This is a genomic window from Chitinilyticum aquatile DSM 21506 (assembly GCF_000430805.1).
GTDB lineage: Bacteria > Pseudomonadota > Gammaproteobacteria > Burkholderiales > Chitinibacteraceae > Chitinilyticum > Chitinilyticum aquatile.
This window is the reverse complement of the sequence record NZ_AUMS01000004.1, coordinates 385,150-406,730: the sequence shown is the minus strand read 5'-3', so window position 1 is coordinate 406,730 and position 21,581 is coordinate 385,150. Positions and strand designations below refer to the sequence as shown.

At 63.3% G+C, this 21,581-nt stretch carries 21 protein-coding genes; 13 read left to right on the top strand and 8 right to left on the bottom strand.

Annotation, left to right across the window (positions count from 1 at the left end; translation table 11 throughout):
- The first annotated feature begins 2 nt into the window (after positions 1 to 2).
- From H559_RS18995 to H559_RS0104735, 3 genes are all read left to right on the top strand, one after another.
- On the top strand, positions 3 to 1,124 hold the full coding sequence (locus H559_RS18995; RefSeq protein ID WP_051278938.1) for a hypothetical protein: 1,122 nt from the start codon (positions 3 to 5) through the stop codon (positions 1,122 to 1,124).
- Between the two features lie 69 nt (positions 1,125 to 1,193).
- The gene (locus tag H559_RS0104740) at positions 1,194 to 1,991 is read left to right on the top strand and encodes a substrate-binding periplasmic protein (RefSeq protein WP_028451746.1); all 798 of its coding nucleotides are present in this window, start codon (positions 1,194 to 1,196) and stop codon (positions 1,989 to 1,991) included.
- A gap of 67 nt (positions 1,992 to 2,058) precedes the next feature.
- A complete protein-coding gene (locus tag H559_RS0104735) occupies positions 2,059 to 2,595 on the top strand; it encodes a YaeQ family protein (protein WP_028451745.1) in 537 nt (178 codons plus the stop codon).
- A gap of 93 nt (positions 2,596 to 2,688) precedes the next feature.
- Here the strand turns inward: H559_RS0104735 and H559_RS22555 are convergent, their stop codons facing one another.
- Positions 2,689 to 2,865 (bottom strand): hypothetical protein, encoded by a 177-nt coding sequence (locus H559_RS22555; protein WP_155845293.1) that lies wholly within the window; start codon positions 2,863 to 2,865, stop codon positions 2,689 to 2,691.
- Here H559_RS22555 and H559_RS0104725 point away from each other — a divergent pair.
- Both H559_RS0104725 and H559_RS0104720 read left to right on the top strand, forming a co-directional pair.
- On the top strand, positions 2,858 to 3,628 hold the full coding sequence (locus H559_RS0104725) for a transporter substrate-binding domain-containing protein (protein WP_028451744.1): 771 nt from the start codon (positions 2,858 to 2,860) through the stop codon (positions 3,626 to 3,628). The genes H559_RS22555 and H559_RS0104725 overlap by 8 nt on opposite strands.
- 99 nt (positions 3,629 to 3,727) lie before the next feature.
- Positions 3,728 to 6,019 carry a YgiQ family radical SAM protein gene (locus H559_RS0104720; RefSeq protein ID WP_081412874.1) on the top strand — a complete coding sequence of 764 codons (2,292 nt, stop codon included), beginning with the start codon at positions 3,728 to 3,730 and terminating at the stop codon, positions 6,017 to 6,019.
- Between the two features lie 157 nt (positions 6,020 to 6,176).
- Here H559_RS0104720 and H559_RS0104715 read toward each other — a convergent pair whose 3' ends face one another.
- Positions 6,177 to 7,316 carry a response regulator gene (locus H559_RS0104715; protein WP_028451742.1) on the bottom strand — a complete coding sequence of 380 codons (1,140 nt, stop codon included), beginning with the start codon at positions 7,314 to 7,316 and terminating at the stop codon, positions 6,177 to 6,179.
- 209 nt (positions 7,317 to 7,525) lie between these two features.
- Positions 7,526 to 8,347, bottom strand: coding sequence for a DUF2272 domain-containing protein (locus H559_RS0104710; protein ID WP_051278956.1), 822 nt, complete (start codon positions 8,345 to 8,347; stop codon positions 7,526 to 7,528).
- Positions 8,348 to 8,462: 115 nt separating this feature from the next.
- On the opposite strand from H559_RS0104710, the gene H559_RS0104705 reads away from it, so the two are divergent.
- Positions 8,463 to 8,843 (top strand): hypothetical protein, encoded by a 381-nt coding sequence (locus H559_RS0104705; RefSeq protein ID WP_155845292.1) that lies wholly within the window; start codon positions 8,463 to 8,465, stop codon positions 8,841 to 8,843.
- A gap of 68 nt (positions 8,844 to 8,911) precedes the next feature.
- On the opposite strand, the gene H559_RS0104700 is transcribed toward H559_RS0104705, so the two are convergent.
- From H559_RS0104700 to H559_RS0104690, 3 genes are all read right to left on the bottom strand, one after another.
- Entirely contained in the window at positions 8,912 to 10,219 is a 1,308-nt protein-coding gene (locus tag H559_RS0104700; protein WP_028451739.1) for an MFS transporter, read from the bottom strand.
- Between the two features lie 106 nt (positions 10,220 to 10,325).
- Positions 10,326 to 11,591: a protein kinase domain-containing protein gene (locus H559_RS0104695; RefSeq protein WP_028451738.1), complete on the bottom strand. Its 1,266-nt coding sequence runs from the start codon at positions 11,589 to 11,591 to the stop codon at positions 10,326 to 10,328.
- Between the two features lie 107 nt (positions 11,592 to 11,698).
- Entirely contained in the window at positions 11,699 to 12,508 is an 810-nt protein-coding gene (locus H559_RS0104690; RefSeq protein ID WP_028451737.1) for a dioxygenase family protein, read from the bottom strand.
- A 225-nt stretch (positions 12,509 to 12,733) separates the two neighbouring features.
- On the opposite strand from H559_RS0104690, the gene H559_RS0104685 reads away from it, so the two are divergent.
- The 5 genes from H559_RS0104685 to H559_RS0104665 all read left to right on the top strand — a co-directional run bounded on the left by H559_RS0104685 (position 12,734) and on the right by H559_RS0104665 (position 16,793).
- On the top strand, positions 12,734 to 13,813 hold the full coding sequence (locus H559_RS0104685) for a protein-glutamate methylesterase/protein-glutamine glutaminase (protein WP_028451736.1): 1,080 nt from the start codon (positions 12,734 to 12,736) through the stop codon (positions 13,811 to 13,813).
- A 103-nt stretch (positions 13,814 to 13,916) separates the two neighbouring features.
- Positions 13,917 to 14,285, top strand: coding sequence for a hypothetical protein (locus H559_RS18990; protein ID WP_051278937.1), 369 nt, complete (start codon positions 13,917 to 13,919; stop codon positions 14,283 to 14,285).
- Positions 14,286 to 14,387: 102 nt separating this feature from the next.
- Entirely contained in the window at positions 14,388 to 14,753 is a 366-nt protein-coding gene (locus H559_RS0104675) for a hypothetical protein (protein WP_028451735.1), read from the top strand.
- Positions 14,754 to 14,772: 19 nt separating this feature from the next.
- Entirely contained in the window at positions 14,773 to 15,459 is a 687-nt protein-coding gene (locus H559_RS0104670; protein WP_028451734.1) for a response regulator transcription factor, read from the top strand.
- Positions 15,456 to 16,793: a sensor histidine kinase gene (locus H559_RS0104665; RefSeq protein WP_028451733.1), complete on the top strand. Its 1,338-nt coding sequence runs from the start codon at positions 15,456 to 15,458 to the stop codon at positions 16,791 to 16,793. Before H559_RS0104670 ends, H559_RS0104665 begins: the two co-directional genes overlap by 4 nt.
- 97 nt (positions 16,794 to 16,890) lie before the next feature.
- Here the strand turns inward: H559_RS0104665 and pta are convergent, their stop codons facing one another.
- Positions 16,891 to 18,954 (bottom strand): phosphate acetyltransferase, encoded by a 2,064-nt coding sequence (gene pta, locus H559_RS0104660; RefSeq protein WP_028451732.1) that lies wholly within the window; start codon positions 18,952 to 18,954, stop codon positions 16,891 to 16,893.
- Positions 18,955 to 19,254: 300 nt separating this feature from the next.
- On the opposite strand from pta, the gene H559_RS0104655 reads away from it, so the two are divergent.
- A complete protein-coding gene (locus H559_RS0104655; RefSeq protein ID WP_028451731.1) occupies positions 19,255 to 20,070 on the top strand; it encodes a BPSS1780 family membrane protein in 816 nt (271 codons plus the stop codon).
- A 59-nt stretch (positions 20,071 to 20,129) separates the two neighbouring features.
- On the opposite strand, the gene H559_RS22550 is transcribed toward H559_RS0104655, so the two are convergent.
- Positions 20,130 to 20,414 (bottom strand): hypothetical protein, encoded by a 285-nt coding sequence (locus H559_RS22550; protein ID WP_155845291.1) that lies wholly within the window; start codon positions 20,412 to 20,414, stop codon positions 20,130 to 20,132.
- Between H559_RS22550 and H559_RS0104650 the strand changes: the two genes are divergently transcribed.
- The gene (locus H559_RS0104650; protein WP_028451730.1) at positions 20,395 to 21,573 is read left to right on the top strand and encodes an acetylornithine transaminase; all 1,179 of its coding nucleotides are present in this window, start codon (positions 20,395 to 20,397) and stop codon (positions 21,571 to 21,573) included. The two genes, H559_RS22550 and H559_RS0104650, sit on opposite strands and share 20 nt — an antisense overlap.
- The last annotated feature ends 8 nt before the right edge of the window (positions 21,574 to 21,581 follow it).

Sequence of the window (21,581 nt, the reverse complement as noted above, 5' to 3'; positions counted from 1 at the left end):
CCATGAGCAGCAACGCCTCGCGCTGGCTTGCGTCACCGCGTTTCGACCTCGTCTGGATGATCGCGCCGCTCTTCAGCCCGGCGTTGCTGGTACTGGCTTTCCCCGGCGTGGTGCAGCAGCTGTCGGCCCAGCCGGACTGGCTGTGGCTGCTGCTGATCGTCGGCGTCGATGTCGGTCACGTGTGGTCAACCGTCTTCCGCACCTATCTGGACGAGCGCGAATTCACCGCACGCCGGGCACTTTATCTGTGGGTACCGCTGGCAGGTTTTCTGGGGGGCGTCGTGCTCTACAGCTTCGGGCACATGGTGTTCTGGCGGGTACTGGCCTATCTGGCCATTTTCCATTTCGTGCGCCAGCAATACGGCTTTTTCATGCTCTACCGCCGCGGCGAGGCGGTCAGCAAGGTGGTGCTGTGGCAGGAGAAGGCGTTGATCTATCTGGCCACACTGTGGCCACTGCTGTTCTGGCACAGCGCCGGGCGCAGCTTCCACTGGTTTGTCGCTGGTGATGTATTGCGCTGGAACCTCCACTGGCTAACGGTTCTCAGCGGCATCCTCTACGGGGTATTGGCCGTGATGCACCTGTGGCGCACGGTGCGCCAATGGCTGGGCGGCAATGGCATCAACTGGCCCAAGCAGCTGTGGCTGGCTGGTACCGCGCTGAGCTGGGGCGTGGGCATTGTTGCCTTCGACAATGATCTGGCGTTTACCGCTACCAATGTACTGTCGCACGGCATTCCCTATCTGGCACTGGTGTGGCTGTACGGCCACCGGCAGGAAAAACTCGCACCGCCCGTGCACCGCTACCGCTGGTCCGGGCTTGGGCGGCTTTTCACGCCAGCTGGCGCGCTGCTGCTGGCGGCCTTCGTGTACGCACTGGGCTGGGGTGAAGAAGCACTGTGGGACCGGCTGGTCTGGCGCGATCACCCCGATCTTTTCAGCATGCTGAACGTCTGGCTGCCACCGGCCAGCGACGAGATGCTGGTGTGGCTGGTACCCCTGCTGGCCCTGCCGCAGCTGATCCACTACCTGCTTGACGCCGTGATCTGGCGGCTGCACGCGCCGGGTACCGTCTGGGCTCGCGTGCTGCTGGGCCCCAGGCCGCCGTCGGGCGGCCAAAGCTGACAGCGAGCCGCAGCAGGGCACGGCACAGCGGCTAGATTGGGCTTATCTGTACGCCAGCCGGAGACAGCCATGTTCCGCTTGCCAGCCCTGATCGCCCTGCTGTTTGTCGCCTGCCTTGCCCGTGCCGCCGGGCCAGCCTGCCCGGCTACTCCGGTTTCGGTTGGCCTTTATGAATTTGGCGTGCAATTCCACGACGGCAAGGGCATAGACCGCGATGTGATCGAAGAACTGGGCCGTCGCAGCGGCTGCAAGCTCGACATTCGCGTCATGCCGCGCGCGCAGATCTGGCAGGATCTCGCCAGCGGCGCGCTGATGATCAGCGTTTCCGCGCTCTACACACCGGAGCGCGCGCGCGTCGTGCTCTACAGCCCTGCGTACACGCAAACCAAGAATGTCGTCATCCTGCCGCGCCAGATCGGCCAGCAGGTCAGCGGCCCGGCTGCCTTCATCGCCAACCCGGCCTGGCGCTGGGGTGTCGTCAGGTCCTACCGGCATGGTGACGAGCAGGATGCGCTGATCGCCACCCTGCGCGCGCAGGGCCGCGTGGATGAAGCCCAGAACATCGAGGAGCTGTTCGCCTGGCTGGCCAGCGGCAAGATCCAGGGGCTCTTCGCCCAGCCTGTTGCCTATGCGCTCTATCTGAATGAGCAGCCGGTGCCTGGCGATTTCGTCGCACGCGACTGGATGCCGGCAGACCGCGGCGTGACCGGGCATCTGGTGTTCTCGCGCAAGCATTTCAACGAGCGCGAGGTAGCCGACTGGTCACTGTTGCTGATGCAGATCCGCCACGACGGCACACTCGAACAGATCTATCGCCGCTATCTGCCACAAGCGGAAGCCCGGCGTCTGCTGCCCCGCGGTGACTGAGCGGCATTCGGCAAGGCAGGCAAAGCCGTGGCTTGTTACACTGGCGGTTTTGCCCCTTTGCGCTGCCATGGCCCTCAAAGCAACGGTCTACAAGGCCGAACTCACCATTTCCGACATGGATCGCGGCTATTACGCCACGCACCACCTCACCCTCGCACGCCATCCTTCCGAGACTGACGAACGCATGATGCTGCGGCTGGCTGCCTTTGCCCGCCACGCCAGCGAAACACTGGAATTCGGCCGTGGCCTCAGCGACGAGGAAGACCCGGCGCTGTGGCAGAAGACGCTGACCGACGACATCGAACTGTGGATCGACCTCGGCCAGCCCGACGAAAAGCGCGTCAGGCAGGCCTGCCAGCGCGCAGCCGAAGTCTGGATCTACACCTACGGCAACCGCGTGGCGGACACCTGGTGGAAGAAAATCGAGGGCCAGGTGTGCCGTTTCGACAATCTGCATGTGATCGAAATCGGCATGGATACCTTTGCCGAGCTGGGGCAACTGGCCGAACGCACAATGCGGCTCAATGCCACTCTGCAGGATGGCGAACTCTGGCTGGCCAGCGATACGCAATCGGTACAGGTCGTGGCAGCCACCATCAAGTAAGCCACGTTTGTTTATTGGGTATATTCGTGCAGTCATTGATAGTAAAAGGCTGCGTGAATATACCCTTTTCATTTTTGAAAACTTCCCTATCCGCTACCCCAGTGCCGGCCGCAGGCGCAGCAGCTCGTGGATCGGACCTGCCAGCAGGCCCGGATGGCAGACCCCCGGCCGGCCTGCTACAAAGAGCAGGCACGGCCCATGCTGACTCAAACCCGGCATGCGGCGCCAGATACACACCACAATCACGTCAGCCAGGGTGCACATGTTCATACGGATTGCATTCTTTCTCATCGCACTGCTGCCCGGCGTCGGCCGGCTTGCTGCCTGCGAGCTGGCTGCCGCGTATACGACACCGGAAGTCGAGCGCCTGCTGGGCGGCAACCCCGACAAGGGCCTGCCGCCGCTGCACCAGCGCCTGGGCGAGCTCAGCGGCTGCACCCTCCGGATGGGTGACTACCCCAACCCACGCATCTGGTACATGTTCCAGCGCGGCGAGCTCACGCTGGTGCTCGGCGCCATTGCTTCGCCCGAGCGCAACAAGGCCGGCCTGTTCTACCGCATGTACCACGGCAATCTGCTGTGGGTCACCCGGCGTGGCAGCCCGGTGGCCAGCGGGCCTGCCGCGCTCGGCAGCGGCCGCCTGGGCGTGCTGCGCGGCACGCAGTCCACACCGGAATTGCTGGCCCTGCAGGCGAAACTGGCCCCAAGCGGTCAGCTCGACTATTCCACCGGCTGGGGCATGCTGCTGAAGAAACTGGAAAAAGACCGCATCGCTGCCACAACCTTTGTACCGGAAATTTACCAGAGCATCGGGCCCGAGCTGCGCGCGAACTTCGACGCTCGCCCGGCACCGGAACTCGGTCTGATCGAGGCTGGCGTCTATCTGAATCCGGCACGACTGCCAGCCGCCGAGCGGCAGCGCCTGGATGCCGCCTTGCAGCAGATGATTCGGGAGCGCTACATCACCCGTCTGATGCAGGCCGCCAGGCCGGCCACCGCATCGCAGCCCACCCCGGCGGCACGGCAGAAATAACCTTGCAGACCGCAGGTCTATCCCCATGAAAAATCAGGCTTTTTTGAATTGCCCCGGCTTTTCTGCGACAATGCGCGATTAGTTTCGCTCATCGTGCTCATGAATTCCGTCGTTTCCGCCACACCCTCCCCGATTTTCCAGCTGCCTGCCGGCGTCAGCCCGCGTTCGCCCGCGCCCTTCCTGCCGATGAGCCGTGCGGAGATGGACCAGCTCGGCTGGGACGAATGCGACATCATTCTGGTGACGGGTGACTGCTACATCGACCACCCAAGCTTTGGCATGGCGCTGGTCGGGCGGCTACTGGAAGCGCAGGGCCTGCGCGTGGGCATCCTTGCGCAGCCGGACTGGCACAGCGCCGACGCCTTCAAGGCATTGGGCAAGCCGCGCCTGTTCTTTGGCGTGACATCGGGCAATATGGACTCGATGATCAACCAGTACACGGCGGATAAAAAGCCGCGCTCGGACGATGCCTACACCCCCGGCGCGGCCGCCGGCAAACGACCCGACCGCGCGGTGAACATCTACTCGCAGCGCTGCCGCGAGGCGTATCCCGGCGTGCAGATCATGATCGGCGGTATCGAGGCCAGCCTGCGCCGTATCGCCCAGTACGATTACTGGAGCGACACGGTGCGCCAGTCGGCACTGATCTATGCCAAGGCCGACCTGCTGCTGTTCGGCAACGCCGAGCGCGCGCTGGTCGAGGTAGCGCAGCGCGCCGCCGCCGGCGAGAAACTCAAAGACATGCGCGACATCCGCGGCACGGCCTTTCTGGTGCCATACGGCTGGAAGCCGGATGCGCACTGGCTGGAGCTGGATTCGTCCACCGTCGATACCCCGGGACGCATTGATCCACACCTCAATCCCTACGAAATGCAGCCGGAGATACACCAGGGTAATGCTGAATCCAGCACCGGCGTGCAAACAATCAAGTTCCTGCCGCTGGCCGATCGCGTCGCCGCGCGCAAAGCCGCCCGCAAGACCACCGTGATCCGCATCCCGGCCTTCGAGGCTGTCGCGCACGATCCGGTGCTCTACGCGCACGCCAGCCGCACGCTGCATCTGGAAGCCAACCCCGGCAATGCGCGCGCGATGGTGCAGCAGCACGGCGAACGCGACGTGTGGCTGAACCCGCCGCCGATTCCGCTGACCACGCCGGAAATGGATTACGTGTTCGGTCTCTTTTACGCCCGCAACCCGCACCCATCCTACGCTGACGCACACATCCCGGCCTGGGAGATGATCAAGTTCTCGGTCAACATCATGCGCGGCTGCTTCGGCGGCTGTACCTTCTGCTCGATTACCGAGCACGAAGGCCGCATCATCCAGAGCCGCTCGCACGAGAGCATCCTCAGCGAAATCGAGGAAATCCGCGACAAGACCCGCGGCTTCAAGGGCCACATCACCGATCTGGGCGGCCCGACCGCCAACATGTACCGGCTGGCGTGCAAGGACCCGAAAATCGAATCGTCCTGTCGCCGCTTGTCCTGCGTGTATCCGGGCATCTGCGAAAACCTCAACACCGATCACTCCAGCCTGGTGCAGCTGTACCGCAAGGCGCGTGCAGTGCCGGGGGTGAAGAAGATCACCATCGGCTCGGGTGTGCGCTACGACCTCGCCGCCGAATCCCCCGAATACGTCGAAGAGCTCGCCAAGCATCACGTCAGCGGCTACCTGAAAATCGCGCCGGAGCACACCGAAGACGGCCCGCTGTCGAAAATGATGAAGCCGGGCATCGGCACCTTCGAAAAATTCCGCAAACTCTTCGACTACTACTCGGAAAAGTCGGGGAAAAAGCAGTATCTGATCCCCTACTTCATCGCTGCGCATCCGGGCACGACCGACGAGGACATGCTGAACCTGGCGCTGTGGCTGAAGAAAAACCACTTCCGCCCCGACCAGGTGCAGGCCTTCACGCCGACACCGATGGCGATGGCCACCACCATGTGGCACACCGGGCGCAACCCGCTGAAAAAACTGAGCCGTTCCAGCGAGAAGGTTGCGATCGTCAAGGCCGCGAAGCAGCGCACGCTGCACAAGGCCTTTCTGCGCTATCACGATCCGGCCAACTGGCCCATCCTGCGCGAGGCGCTGATTGCGATGGGCCGGCGCGACCTGATCGGCCACAGCCCGAATCACCTGATTCCGCCGGAAACGGCCGCCGAGCGCAGCATGAAGGCGCCGCGCGGCAATGCCCGCGGTGGTGGCGGGCCGGGTACGCCGGACAAGGCACGGGCACTGATCCGCCCCACTGGCGGCAAACCCTCCAGCCGCGAGAACGGCTCGCGTGGCACACCTTCTGCCACACCGGACAAGCCGCACGCAGGCGCGAAGCCGACCGGTGCCCGCCGCGCGCCGCCAGCGGCCGGACAACAGGGCAGCCGCAAGAAATAGGCCACCAGGTATTAGGCTCTGTTGATGTTTGATGAATTTTTACGCGATGGGCGCTGTTCACTGCTCAGGCCGCAGGCTGCACCTGTGCGGCGCCGCTCATCCGGTCCGGGCGAGGTCGCGTCTGAATTCCGCATGCGATCCGTTGACGGTGCAAGGATCAGACCGAAGCCATCTGCTGCAGATCGCGGACGATATGCGTCAGACGGTCCTGCAACTCGGCCTCGTCACCATACGTTGCCGCCACCCGCTCCCAGGCTTCGCGCACAATATTGAGCAGGTTCTGCTCCTGCCGCTCCGACAGGCTGAACGCGGACAATGATTCTTCCAGCCGCATCATTGTTTCATTGAAAATCATCGTGCGATTGGCTTTGCCCTCGCGTTGCTGCATGTCGATTTCCAGCAAGGCGCGGGTGAGGGACTGAATGGTGTTGACGATCGCCACCTTGCGTTGAGCCGAGAGCAGCGACGCCTTGACCTTGATGGCCTCCAGCCGGCTTTCGGCAGCCTCGACCAGAATGGCCAGATTGTCGCGCAGCCGGCCACAGCGCTCTTCATCGCCAATCGGCATATTGCTCACCAGCAGCTTGATGCCGGGGAAGTTGATCGCCAGCCGCCGGGTGAACTGCTGGATGCGATCCATGCTGGCCACATGCTGCAAGATCGAGCGCTCGACATCCGTCGCCGGCCCCTTGCGGTTCAGCGCCACGAGCTCTTCGCTGCCGGCCAGCTGCACCGCGCCATCCAGCTCGAACTGCCCCAGCGCCAGCATGATCTGCTCGCCCAGGTCGCGCGTGGTTTCGCACGAATTGAACTGCTTGAGCGATTCCATCACCAGCCCGGTTTCGCTCATGCTGCTCATGGCGGTAAACGCCGTGCTCGTCGCGTAGCTGATCTGATCCTGCATCGCCTTGCGCTCGCGCTGGGTATCAAGCATATAGGTGATTTTGGCCCGCAAAGCTTTGGGATCAATCGGCTTGGTGATGTAGCCATCGCCGCCGACGTCGTAAGCCCTCAGCAATTCATCCTTGTTTTCCGCCGCCGACATCAGCATCACCGGAATGCCAGCAAGCTCCATATCGGCATGCAGGGCCTCGCACAACTCGAAGCCATTCATCCTGGGCATCTGGATATCGACAATCATGCCGTCGGGCAGCAGTTCGCGAGCCCGTGCCAGCCCCTGCTCGCCGTCTTCCGCCACTTCAACGCGGTACTGCTCGGACAACAGCCGCGAGACGACCTGCCGGATGATCGCGTCGTCATCGACAATCAGGATCAGGGCTTTGTTATTGTGTTCCATCGCATTACGCTCCCGAAATAAGGCAGGCCGGCCGATCCACCTGCCCTGTCCAGTCTATGCAAGAAAACGGCAAGTCGCCCGGCATGGTGGCAAGCAACGCCGGCACGCCAGCAGCATTAGCAGGTATTGCCACGCAACCCTTTAAAACAAAGAGCTGCATGGCAATACCCATGAACGAACCTGATCATTTGTCCATCCTCCCTGTCGCATCAGTCCAGCCGGTTTTCGATGATCAGAAACCACGGCCGCAGGCGGGAGAACTGCACATAGCCTTCCGGCGACAGGGTGAGGATGGTCTTCGAAACCGAATTGCGCACATTGCCACCGATCACTTCCAGCAGCTGCCCGTCGCGCGCCACAACAATATCGCAGTGCAGCGGCATGGCAAGGCTGACAGGCAAGGTTTCCGGCGCTTCATCCGGAGGATTGCGGCCCCGCGTGGTGCACAGCAGATCGCCGGGCCGGGGCTGGTACTGCCGGATCGGATGCGGCCGCAGCAGGGCTTCCGGCTTGTCTGCGCCGGCCAGCACGTGATTGAGGTAGCTGCGGTGGGCACCGGCAGGCGGAAACAGTGATTTCGCCACGCCAGCTTGCTGCATCACCCAGCTGATGAAGGCGGCGGACCACGGCTCCCGGCAGTCGTACCCGGACAGGCGCGCACTGCCAACGCTGCGCCAGTACTGATTGATTCGCGCGCTGTGTTCGGGGTCCTCATCTTCCCAGATGCCCATGTGCGGGATGCTTTCTTCCCCGTCGCTGATCACGACGGTCTGCTGGCCAAAGTATTCCCACTCCCGGATGGCTGCCGCGATGATTCCGGCGCGCAGCGGTCCGGCAGCGGGAACATCAGCGGCAGGTGCGCTGGCAAAGACCTCGGCGGGCGCGGAGGCAATTTCCGGCTCGACCGGCACAATGACGGCAGACGGCGGCGGAGTAGTGCCACAGGCGGCCAGCGCCAGCAGCAGCAAGGCAGACAAGCGTTTCATGCGGGAAGGCAGAGTGCCGGTATGCGGGCGGCGCAGGACTTTCATGATAGGCCAGACGCCGGCTGCACACTTGCCAGCGTGGCTGCGTTTGCGCACCATGCGACTTTGCCGGGTCACGCCGGCTCCGCCCGTGTTTCTTTCCTGTTTGATGGACCACACCATGCAGCCCGGACTCTATCTTGCCTTCGACCCGCCGGTCACCACACCCGGCCCGCGTGCCGGCAGCCAGCTCATTGCCGCACTGGCGATGCTGGAAGACATCGCACAGGAGTGGGGCGTCAAGCCGCTCAGCCAGTATCTGGACCAGGGGGGCCAGGCGAAGAACGAGCTGCGCCACGACTGGCACGCCATCAGCGACGGCCTGATGACCATCGGGACGCTGGCGGGCAACCCGGCCTGCGAGGATGCGGCACTGCAGACCGAGCTGTTTTTGTGGGTCAGGCAGCTGGAATTCGCACAGAGCCGTGGCGTAAGCGCCTTTCGCATCGAAGTGGGCCTGTGCGAGGACGAAACGCGCGAATACGACGCGAACGGAGACTAGGGCGGGTAGCCGCCCTCAAGGCTCAAGAACGCTCAGGCAGACGGGCCGGCCAGCGGCTCGATGGTGCTTCAAGCGGCCTGCACCGCCAATACCGGCTGCGGCCGCAAGCGCAGCAGCCAGACGCCCAGCAACACACCAAGCCCGGCCAGCGCCATCACGTAATGCGCGGGAGCCAGCGGATTGCTCTTCATCCACAGCGACACCATCAGCGGCGTCAGCCCGCCCAGCACGGCATAGGCCACGTTGTAGGAAAACGAAAGCCCGGTGAAACGCACGGCGGGCGGAAAGGCACAGATCATAACGAAAGGCACCGCGCCAACAATGCCGACACTGAGCCCCGCCAGCGTGTAATACGCATACAGATGAGTAGCGCCAGCGGCTACATCGCTGTAGAACAGGTGCGTGCAGGCCCCCAGCAGCAGGGAACCCGCAATGAAGGTCAGCCCGGCACCGATGCGGTCGATGATCCAGCCCGCCAGCATGCAGCCCAGCGTCAGCGCGAGAATCGCCATGCTGTTGGCCTGCAGCGTGACCGCCGGCAGGATGCCGAACTGCTTTTGCAGCAGCGGCGGAGTCATCAGGATCATTACGACAATCGCAGCAGACAGCAGCCAGGTCATCAGCATCGACAGCAGCACGGCCTGTTTGTGATCGCGCAGAACGGCCTTCAGCGGCAATTCCCCGGCCAGCGCCTTGCGCGCCTGCAGTTCGGCAAATACCGGTGTTTCATGCAGCCAGCGGCGCAGGTACATGGCCAGAAGGCCAAAGCCACCGCCCAGAATGAAAGGAATCCGCCAGGCCCAGCCTGCAATTTCGGACGGGCTGTAGCTACGGTTTATGAAGGTGGCCACCAGCGAGCCCAGCAGAATACCGGCCGTGAGCCCGGCGGTCAGCGTGCCGCAGGCAAAGCCCACATGACGGGACGGCACATGTTCGGACACGAATACCCATGCCCCCGGCACCTCGCCACCAATCGCGGCGCCCTGCAGGATGCGCAGCGCCAGCAGCAGGATCGGTGCCCAGATCCCGATGGCGGCATAAGTTGGCAGCAGGCCCATCAGCAGTGTGGGCACCGCCATCAGGAAAATGCTCAGCGTGAACATGCGCTTGCGCCCCAGCAAATCGCCGAAGTGGGCCATGATGATGCCGCCCAGCGGCCGAGCCAGGTAGCCGGCAGCAAAAATGCCGAAGGTCTGCACCTGACGCAGCCAGTCCGGCATGTCGGGAGGGAAAAACAGCTGCCCCAGCACGACGGTAAAGAACACGAAGATCACGAAATCGTAGAATTCGAGCGCACCACCCAGGGCGGCCAGCCCCAGTGTGCGGTAATCATTGCCGTTCAGGGGGCGGTGGCTGTGCGGATCGGGTGCAGTCATGGCGGCGCGGTCGAATAAGGGCAAACCCTGATTCAAGCACAGGCGCTGCCGGCTTGTCACAGTGCCGGCTGCAGTAGCCCGCAAAATGCCACAGCCATGCTGCTACTCAGAACGCGGCGACGAGCTGATTGTTGGTTTCCTCAAGGCGAGCGACCAGCAGGCGCAGGAAGCATTGCTCGAAGCGTGACTGCAGTTGCGGCGACCCCTCGATCGAGCGGCGACGGAATTTCACCACCAGCACCGAGGTCACTGCGGCGACCGTGGCGCGGCGCAGCGGTTTTTCCGGCGTGATGTAGGCCATTTCACCCATGCAGTCGCCGGGACGGAGCGTGGCAAGCGTCTGCCCAGCCCGGCTCACCGCTGCCTTGCCCTGCAGCAGGATGGAGAAGGAATTGCCAGGCTGGTCTTCCTGCATCAGTACGCGCCCCGGAGTCAGCAGATGCCAGCTGGCGATGCGCAATACCTGCCACAGCTCAGCGTCGCTGAAACTCTGAAAAAAACGGTTCTGCCGCAGCAAGAGGAATTTCTCGCGGTCCGACAGTTCCTCGCGTGCACTGCGTACGGTCTGGTCAATGGCCGAAAGGTGATCGGCAAAGGCTTTCCAGGTCGGGAAGCGGGCTTCCGGGTCTTTCTGCAGGGCGATTTCCAGCAGCAGTTCGAGCGCTGCCGGCAAGTCGGGACGGCGCGCACGCAGCGACTGGTGTGGCGTATGGCTGATCTGGTAGAGCGTACTCATCGCGTTCTCGCCCTCGAAGGGGCGGCTGCCGGTCAGGAGCTCATAGAGCACCACGCCCAGCGCAAACATGTCGGAACGGGCATCGACTTCGCCGCCGGCGACCAGCTCGGGCGACATGTAATAAGGCGTGCCGATCATGCGGCTCGCTTCACCGGCATTGCCCTGCAGGCAGGAGGCACCAAAATCGGTGATCTTCACTTCGCCGCTCTTGCTGAGCAGCAGATTGTCGGGTTTCAGGTCACGATGCACCAGCCCGTGCTGATCGGCGTGGTGCATCGCCATGCAGCACTGGAAACCGATCTGCAGCACGGTATCCAGCGGCAGCAGCGTCTGCGGCTGCGCATGGACTGACAGCGGCACGCCATCGACATATTCCATCACCACATAGGAATGCTGGCCATCCTGCACGGCATCCAGCGTATTGACGATGCAGGGATGATGCAGCTCGCGCACCAGCCGTGCTTCGTTCAGGAACATGTGGCGCACGCGCGCGGCAGCTTCAGGGTTGCCGGTCACATCAGCACGGAAGAGCTTGAGCGCCACATCGCAGCGCAGGAAAGGATCCCAGGCCAGATAGACATCGGCGGTCGCGCCGCCACCCAGCCTAGAACGAATCTGGTACTTGCCGATCTGCATCTCGCCCCTGCCTGATGTCAATTTGGATGGCACCATCATAACAAATCATGACAGGCAGGCGACGGTGGCTTGCCCCGGGTACGGCTCATGCCGTGGTACAGCTCACTTCATGCACCTTCGGCAAGCTCCGCCTGCGGAACAAAGGCCAGTGCCTGCATGCCCAGTACGCCAAAAGTGGTGCTGTCATGCCAGCGCCCGACCGTCGCGCGGGCCCCGGCTGCACCGCGTGCCACCAGCAGCGGCAGGAAATGGTCGATCGTCGGATGCGCACGCCGGGCATACGGTGCCAGTGTCTGCCACTGCGCCAGCTCGCCGGGCAGATCGGCAGTGGCGGCCTGCTCCACCCAGTCAGAAAACGCAGCAACGTAAGGATCTGCGGCATCATCCATGTCATGGCTGAATACCTCGCGCAGATTGTGCGTCATGCTGCCGGAAGCCAGCAGCAGCACATCATCAGGCAGGATGGCTGCCAGCGCCTGGCCCAGCCGCAGATGCCCGGCACTGTCGAGACCAGAAGACAGCGACAGCGTGATCACCGGCACATTTGCCTCCGGCCAGGCCAGCTTCAGTGGCACCCAGGCGCCGTGATCGAGCCGGCCATCGTCTTCCGCCGCCACATCGAAGCCCTGCTCGCGCAAACCGGTCACCAGCTGCAGGCCCAGCTCCGGCGTACCGGCCGGGCGATAGCGCTCTTCATACAGCGCAGCCGGAAAACCGCCAAAATCGTGCCATTCCTGCCAGTGCGCGCTGATACCGATACGAGTCGTCTGCCTGACATGATGGGCGGAGACCACCACGACCGCGCGCGGCAGCGGCAGACGCGCCGCCAGCGTGGCCAGAAAATCACGGGCTGGCACGGCATCGTGCAGCAGCGTCGGTGCGCCATGACCGACAAAGAGGGTGGGCAGGCGGGCCATGCTCGGCTCCTTCAAAAAAATGATCAGATGAACACAATTCTAGGCAGCTTCAATGCCACAGAGGTCGAAAAATAAAGCTCGTAGCATTCAATAAAATTGAATAAGAAAAGGCCACCACGTTCCTGCCCTGCCACACAACGGCTTGCGGAAATCCCTGTCTGGCTTTACGCCGGACTTCCTTCCCATAATGGCTGCATGGACAAATGAGCAAGTCGGGGCCAGCCCATGATCAAGGTAATGGTGGTGGATGATTCAGCCGTGGTGCGCCAGGTCGTGACCGAAACCCTCGCACGCACCCGCGATATCCGCGTCAGCGCCGCGGCAGCCGACCCGATCCAGGCACAAACCATGCTGGCGCGCGAATGGCCGGATGTGATCGTGCTTGATCTGGAGATGCCGCGCATGGATGGCATCACCTTCCTGAAAAAATTGATGAGCGAGCGCCCGACCCCCGTCATCGTGCTCTCCAACGTCACGCAGCAGGGCTCACCCAAGGCCATCGAGGCGCTGCGGGCCGGCGCGCTGCATGTGATGCCCAAGTCGGCACTGGGAACCACACAGCAACTGCAGACCGATATCAGCTCGCTGGCCAGCCAAATTCGTGAAGCGGCTCGCGCCAGGGTCAGCGCATTGCGGCCGGCCGCGCCAAGCAGCGCCACGATGGATCGCAAGCTGCAGAATGCCGATGCCGTACTGGCGCCTCCCGTCGCCGGCATGCGCATGCAGAATACTGAACGCATCGTGCTCATCGGTGCGTCCACTGGCGGCACGCAGGCGCTGGAGGAAATTCTGGCAAAGCTCACTGTGCGCTGCCCGCCGATCGCCATCGTCCAGCACATGCCCGGCAACCTAACCGGTTCGTTCGCGCGCCGGCTCGACCAGCTCTGCAAGATCACCGTGAAGGAAGCCGAGCACGGTGACCGCCTGCGCAACGGGCATGCGCTGATCGCCCCCGGTGGCAAACATCTGATGATCAAACGCCAGGCCGGCTTCTACACCGTCGATGTCACCGCCGGCCCGGCCGTCACTCGACACTGCCCCTCGGTCGACGTGCTGTTCCGCTCGGGCGCAAAATTCGCCGGGCACAACGCCATCGGCATGCTGCTGACCGGGATCGGCGAGGACGGCGCACGCGGCCTGAAGGAAATGCGCGATGCCGGCGCCCACACCGTCGCGCAGGATGCCGAAAGCTGCGTGGTCTTCGGCATGCCCAAGGAGGCCATCGGGCTCGATGCCGTGGTGCAGATCCTGCCGCTCAGCCAGATGGCGCGCGTGATCGAGACTGCAGCGTCGCGCCCTTCCTGAACGATTGTTAATCCTCCGTTGAGCTCCGCCCAAGCCAGGCCTGCGCATACTGCAAGGCAAGCCCGAGGCTCACCCTGGGCCGAACCTCAACGGAGAGACTCACATGAACGCACTGAAACACATCATCCTGGCAAGCGCTCTGGCCACTTTCGGCGCTGGCGCATTTGCCGCTACCACCTCCCACCCGGCCAAGCACCACAAGACCGCGAAACACCACGTAAGCGCGCCGCAGCAAGCTCAAGCCAAGAAGCACGCCAGCGCAGCAAGCGCCGCCCAGAAGGCACAGGCCAAGAAACACGCCAGCACAGCCAGCGCGGCCCAGAAGGCCCAAGCCAAGAAACACGCCAGCGCAGCAAGCGCTGCTCAAAAGGCACAGGCCAAGAAACACGCCAGTGCAGCCAGCGCAGCCCAGAAGGCACAGGCCAATCTGAAGAAAGCCTCTGCAGTAGCTTCCAAGCCGGCCAGCAAGTAACTCCCAGGCAAAACAGCAGCTCCTCGCTTCCGTTTCGCTTCACCTGCCTTGCCAGACTCCCACCTGGCAAGGCTTTTTTCCAACCGGCCGGAGACTGAGAGCATGCCCCATCTTTTTGCCGCGCTGCTGGTCACGGGAATTGCATCGCAAGCCGGTTGGCGCGAACAGATTCGGCTACCGGCGCATGCACACTGGCAGGTCACTCCTTCCGGACAGGTGGAAATCTGGACTGGCAAACAGGAAGCCTGGCGGCTGACGTTGAGCAGCGCATGCCCAAGCCCCAAGGCCGGCCAAACCCTGATTCTGCTTACCCGCAAAGGGCATTTGCAGACCGGGCAAGCGATTTTTCCTGGCGCCGACAAACGCTGTACACTGATCAGCATCGAGCCCTCACTGGTTGATAACCGGACCATGCCCGAGACTGCGGTGCAACGACTCGAAGCCGGGCCCTCCGGCAACACCCCCTAACCAACCCGCCCATCCTGCCATGCGCATCCTGCTTGTCGAAGATCAGCCACAACAGGCGCACTACACCGAAAAGGCCCTGCGCGAGGGCGGCCATGCCGTCGACGTCGCCAGCGAGGGCAAGACCGGGCTTTTTCTCGCCACCACCGAACCCTACGACGTCATCGTGCTCGACCGCATGCTGCCGCAGGTCGACGGCCTGACCATCCTGCGCACGCTGCGTGCCTCGGGCAGCCAGGTGCCAATTCTGCTGCTGACCGCACTGGCCGAAGTGGATGATCGTGTCGAAGGCCTGCGTGCCGGTGCCGACGATTATCTGGGCAAACCCTTCAGCAGCGCCGAACTGCTGGCGCGGGTCGATGCGCTCGCGCGCCGCCGGCAGGCGCAGCCCACCGAGGCAAGCCACCAGCTGCGAGTCGGTGATCTGGTGCTCGACCGCCTCTCGCGCACCGTCAGGCGGGGCGGCCGCAAGCTCGACCTGCAGCCACGCGAATACCAGCTGCTCGAATACCTGATGCGCCACGCCGGCCACGTGGTCACGCGCACCATGCTGCTGGAAGGGGTGTGGAATTACCATTTCGACCCCGGCACCAATGTGATCGACGTGCATATCAGCAAGCTGCGGGCGAAGATCGATGGCGATGGCCAGGAGCCACTGCTGCAGACCATCCGCGGCGCAGGCTACCGGCTGGGCAACAGCGTAGAATGACCCCGGCCTCGCTCGGCCGCGCCTGGCGCAATCCGTTCACCCGCTATCTGCTGCTGTTTTCCCTGCTGCTGTCGCTCGCCATGGGCGCCTTCGCCACACTGGCCTACCGCGATGCACATCGTGCGCTGCTGAACGAATTCCGCACCGCGCTGCGCGACGAAATCTCGCTGCTGGAAGCCATTTACCGCGAAGAAGGCCTGACCGGCCTGCAGCAATCGATCCAGCGCCGCGCCCAGCTGGAGGACGGGCAGAGTGTCTACCTGCTGATGTCGCCGCTGGGCACCAGCCTGGCAGGCAATCTGCCAGCGTGGCCCGCCGGTGTGCCGGTGCGCGACGAAGCCTCGGTCACCTTTACCGACCCGGTACGGGGCGACCACGTCGTCGCCGAAGTCTTCCTGCTCTATGGCGACTACCGCCTGCTGGTCGGCCGCCATGCCATTTATGAAGAGGTCGGGCGCCAGTTGCTCACGCATTATCTGTGGCTGAGCGCATTGTTGTTTGTCACGGCCATCCTGTGCAGCCTGCTGTTCACCCGCCTGATCCGGCGCCGCCTGAATGTGATCGTACTGACAACACGGCGCATCCGGGCCGGCAAGCTGCAGGCGCGGATTCCACAGGACCGTGCCAGCGACGAACTCACCGCGCTGACCGCAGAAATCAACGCCATGCTCGACCAGCAGGAGAAGCTGCTGCAATACGCCCGCCATACATCAATGGCGATTGCCCATGATCTGCGCCACCCGCTGGGCGAATTGCGCAACCAGCTGCAGGAATTCAGCACCCAGGCCAGCGTCAGCGCCGAGGACTGGCTGGCGCTGCTTGGCAAGACCGACCAGCTGCTGGGCATCTTTGCCGCCCTGCTGCGGCTGGGCCGGCTGGAATCCGGCAGCCAGCCGCTGCAGCTCGAAACGCTGGACCTGCTGGAGCTCGCCGACGATGCCGTGTCGCTCTATCAACCGCTCGCTGACGACCGTGGCGGCTCGCTCGTGCTGCGCGGTACTCCGTCGCGGCTGTCCGGAGACCGTGAACTGCTGTTCGTCGCCATCAGCAATCTGCTCGGCAATGCGCTGAACTACGGCGCCAGCCCGATCGCAGTCGAAGTCGGCGACGGCCACCTCACCGTGCGCGACGCCGGTGCCGGCGTTCCCGAAGCACTACTTGCCCGCCTCGGCGAGCCCTTCTTCCGCGTGGACAGCAGCCGCTCCGCCGCCGGCAACGGGCTGGGCCTGGCGCTGGTCAGGGCGATTGCCGAAGCGCATCGCGGCGAGCTGCAGTTTGCCAACGCGGAAGACGGGTTTACCGCTACCCTCGTGCTGCCACTGCAGCAGAACTGAACTCATCAGACCGCCATGAAAAACGGCCGCAAGCGCGGCCGTTTCATAGGTATATGCCTGTAGCCATTTATATCTAAAGGCTACAGAGCAATACCTGCTATTTTGCTGCCGTCATCGCTGCGGCCTGGATGGCAGTCAGCGCAATCGTGAACACGATGTCGTCGACCAGTGCGCCGCGCGACAGGTCATTGACCGGCTTTCTGAGGCCCTGCAGCATCGGGCCGATGCTGATGACGTTGGCGCTGCGCTGTACCGCCTTGTAGGTGGTATTGCCGGTATTCAGATCCGGGAACACGAAAACCGAAGCCTGACCGGCAACGGTGCTGCCCGGCGCCTTCTGCGCGGCCACATCCTTCACCGAAGCGGCATCGTACTGCAGCGGGCCGTCGAGCAGCAGGTCGGGGCGCTTGGCGCGGGCCAGCTCGGTGGCTTCGCGTACCTTTTCCACTTCGGCACCAGCACCGGATTTGCCGGTGGAGTAGCTGATCATCGCCACCCGGGGCTCAACACCGAAGGCCTTCGCACTGTCGGCGCTCTGCAGTGCGATTTCGGCCAGCTCGGTGGCAGACGGGCTCGGGTTGATCGCGCAATCGCCATACACCAGCACCTGGTCGGGCATCAACATGAAGAACACCGACGAGACGATGGACTGGCCCGGTGCGGTCTTGATCAGCTGCAGAGCCGGACGCACGGTATTGGCTGTGGTGTGCACGGCGCCGGAAACGAGGCCGTCGACATCGTCAGTGGCCAGCATCATGGTGCCAAGCACCACATTGTCGGCCAGCTGCTCGCGCGCGGCGCCCGGAGTCAGGCCCTTGCTCTTGCGCAGCTCGACCATGGCATCGACATAGTTTTCACGCACGGCATCCGGGTCCTGGATTTCCAGCCCTTCCGGCAGCACGACGCCCTGGGCGGCGGCCACGGCTTCGATTTCCGCGCGCTTGCCGATCAGCACGCACTGCGCAATGCCCTTTTCCTGGCAAATCACGGCAGCCTTGACGGTACGCGGCTCGTCGCCTTCCGGCAGGACAATGCGCTTCTTCGCGGCACGAGCCTTCTGGATCAGCTGGTAGCGGAAGGCCGGCGGCGACAGGTGCGTGGTGCCCGGCAGGCGCACGCAGGCGGTCATGGCATCGACGCTGAGCTGCTCGGCAACGGTGTCGAGCACCGCATTCATCCGCTCGAAGTCATCGGCCGGTACAGCCGACGGCAGGCGGCTGACGTTCAATGTGGTGTAGAAGCTGTCGGTTTCGACGCGCATTACCGGCAGGCCGGTATCGAAGGCCTTGCGCGTGAGCGAAAACACACGCTTGTCGGCGGTACTGCCGTGGGTCAGCAGCAGACCGGCGAGCTGCACGCCATTGCTGGCGGCCAGCGCAGTGGCAAGCATGATGTCGTCACGGTCACCCGAGCTGATGATCAGCGCACCGGGCTGCAGGCGTTCGATCACTTCGGACACCGAGCGCCCGGCAACCACGGTTTCGCGCACACGGCGGTGCTTGATGTCACCCTTGTTGATGATTTCGGCGTCGAGATGGCGCGCGACGTCGAGCGAACGCGGGGCCATCAGTTCGGACTTGAAGCGCACCACACCCCAAAGCGGAATATCCAGCTCGGCGCGGGCGCGCGCTTCGTCAAAGGCCTCGCAGGCCTTGTTGAAGATCACGCCGGCAATCGCACAGCCTTCCTGGCGCAACTCGCTTGCCGCAACCTTGACCTCGCTGACCGAGCCGGACTGCTCGGAGCTGGCCACCAGAATCATTTCGGCGTGCAGCGCGCAGGCAATGTCGGCGTTCAACCGCGCGGTAAACGGATGGCTGGCGTCGATATGCAGGCCTTCCACCACCAGCACGTCGACCTTTTCGCCACTGGCATCCTGTGCCGCCTGCATGCACAGGCTGACGATGTCTTCGAGCAGTTCGTCATTCTGGCTGGCCGTGACCCGCGCCATCACCGCATCGGTCGTCAGCGCCTGCGGGCTGTCGATCTGGCAAATGCGGCTGGCAAACAGCTGCGAGCGGTCATTGTCGTTGTGATCCTGGGCAACCGGCTTGACGAAGCCGACGCGCAAGCCCTGTCGCTGCAGCGCGCGGACAACGCCGAGCGAAACCGAGGTAAGGCCAACTTCCTGCCGGGTGGGGGTGATCAGTAGAATTTGCATGACGTGGTATCCAGTACAGCCTTGTGAGCCGCCGCGACGATGAGAAGGACAAGAGCAAGCCGCACGCCGGTTGGACGCGGGGCAAATTATGCTACGTAACTATATTACCGCATGGCAGGCAACTTATTGCGCCAGCTCAGATTTCCGGATGTAAAACCCAGCAAACTCAATCGTTTAGCATAAGGCATTGGTATTATTTACACAGCACCGAAACGGTGATCCGAGATTTTTCACGCAAACCCGACCTTCCGTCTTACACTTGCCGGAAACTGACGAACAGCCTTCATCACGGAGCATCCCATGAGCCAGCAAGAGCCATCCTTCAACAATCCCTACGCCGCACCGCAGGCTTCGCTGGAGACCCCGGTCTACAGCGAAAGCAACTTCACCCCCGAGGGCCGCCGTGTCGCAGCCGGCAATGCCACGCAATGGATCAGCAGCGGCTGGGAGATGTTCAAGCAGGCTCCCGGCCCGTGGATTCTGCTGTTCATCGTTTACATGCTGGTGAACATGGCCACGGCCTTTGTTCCCTTTGTCGGCAGCTTCATCCAGTATCTGGCCACGCCGATTCTGGTCGGTGGCATCTATCTGGGCTGCCAGGCGCTCGACGAAGGCGACGAGCTGACCGTGGGCCACCTGTTTGCCGGTTTCAATGACAAGCTGGGCCAGCTCGCAGTGATCGGCGCCATCTATCTGGGCGTAATCATGCTCTTTGGCGTGATCGTCTTCATCGTCGTGCTGCTCGGCATCGGCACGGCCGGTGCAAGCGGCATGTTCAGTGGCAGTGACACCGCACTGCTGGCCGCACTGGGCAGCATGGGTGGCGTGATCATCGTGCTGGTGGTGGTGTTCCTGCCGCTGCTGATCCTGCTGAGCATGGTTCTCTACATCGCACCGGCGCTCGTGGTGCTGCAGAACCAGTCCGGCATCGATGCGATCAAGTCGACCTGGAGCGGCCTGATGAAGAACCTCGGCGGCCTCGCCCTGTATGTGCTGCTGACCATCCTGATTGCCATCGTCGCCCTGATCCCCTGCGGGCTTGGCTTCCTGGTTGCCTTCCCGGTGATGATGGCTGCGATGTACTGGGCCTACCGCGACATCTTCACGCTCGAATAAGCCATTTCCAGCACTACTGAGCGCCGCCTGCGGGCGGCGTTTTTCATAGTGGGTGTCGTTTAAAATGTCGCATCGCAACATTCCGGTTGACGGCCCTTTCCGACTTTGGGCATGATGAAGTCATGAACGCCATCCAGCACATTTCCATCAAAGCGATTTGGGCCCGCCGAGCACCGGCAGGCCGAGGCGCGTTTGTGGAAATGCAGCCGGGGGCACACAGGAAAACGGATTAAACACCCCACTTTTCCTCCCCAGTTTTCTCCAGACGGGCCACGGTAAATCACCGTGGCCCGTTTTTTTTTCAGCCCGCAAAAGGAAAACACCATGTTCAGCCAGACCAGCACTCGCCACCACCTGATGAATACCGCGCACCGCCCGGCACAGATTTTCATCCGTGGCGAAGGTGCCTGGCTGATCGATGCGAACGAACGCCGCTATCTCGACTGGATGCAGGGCTGGGCGGTGAACGCACTGGGGCACGCCCCGGCGGCGGTGGCGGCGGCGCTCGCCGCACAGGCCGCCACGCTGCTCACTCCCAGCCCGGCACTGCACAATGCGCCGGCTCTGCAGCTGGCGGAGCGGCTGTGCCAGCTCAGCGATTTCGACCAGGTGTATTTTGCCAACTCCGGCGCGGAAGCCAATGAAGGCGCGATCAAGCTGGCGCGCAAATGGGGGCGGCTGCATCGCGGCGGCGCACACCAGATCATCACCTTTGGCAAAGCCTTTCACGGCCGCACACTGGCTGCCATGGCCGCCAGTGGCAAGCCGGGCTGGGATGCACTCTTTCCGCCGACGATGCCGGGTTTTGCCAAGGCCGAATTCAACAATCTGGCATCGGTGGAAAAGCTGGTCGGCCAGCACACCGTGGCGATCATGCTCGAGCCGGTGCAGGGTGAAGCGGGCGTGATTCCGGCGACGAGCGAATTCATGCAGGGCCTGCGCGCATTGTGTGACAAGCATGGTCTGCTGCTGATCGTCGATGAGGTGCAGACCGGCTGCGGCCGCACCGGGCCGCTATTTGCCTACCAGCACCATGGTATCCGGCCCGACATCATGACACTGGGCAAGGGGCTGGGCGGCGGCGTGCCGATTTCGGCGCTGCTGGCAACCGACGCGGTGAGCTGTTTCGAGCCGGGCGACCAGGGCGGCACCTTTGGCGGCAACCCGCTGGTGTGCGCAGCCGGGCTGGCAATGATCGACGCACTGACCGCGCCAGGATTCCTCACCCGTGCCTGGCTGCACGGCGAAGCGCTTGCCGATGGCTTGCGCAGCCTGTCACGCGAGTTTGCACTGGGCGAAGTGCGCGGCAGCGGCATGCTGTGGGCGCTGGAGCTCGGCCGCAACAATGCACCGCTGATTGCCAATGCCGCCATGGATGCCGGCCTGCTGGTCAATGCCCCGCACCCGCACTGCCTGCGCTTCATGCCGCCGCTGAACAGCACGGCCGACGAAATCAGCCACGGCCTCGATCTGCTCGGGCAGGCGCTCGCGCACTACGGATAAACGCAAGG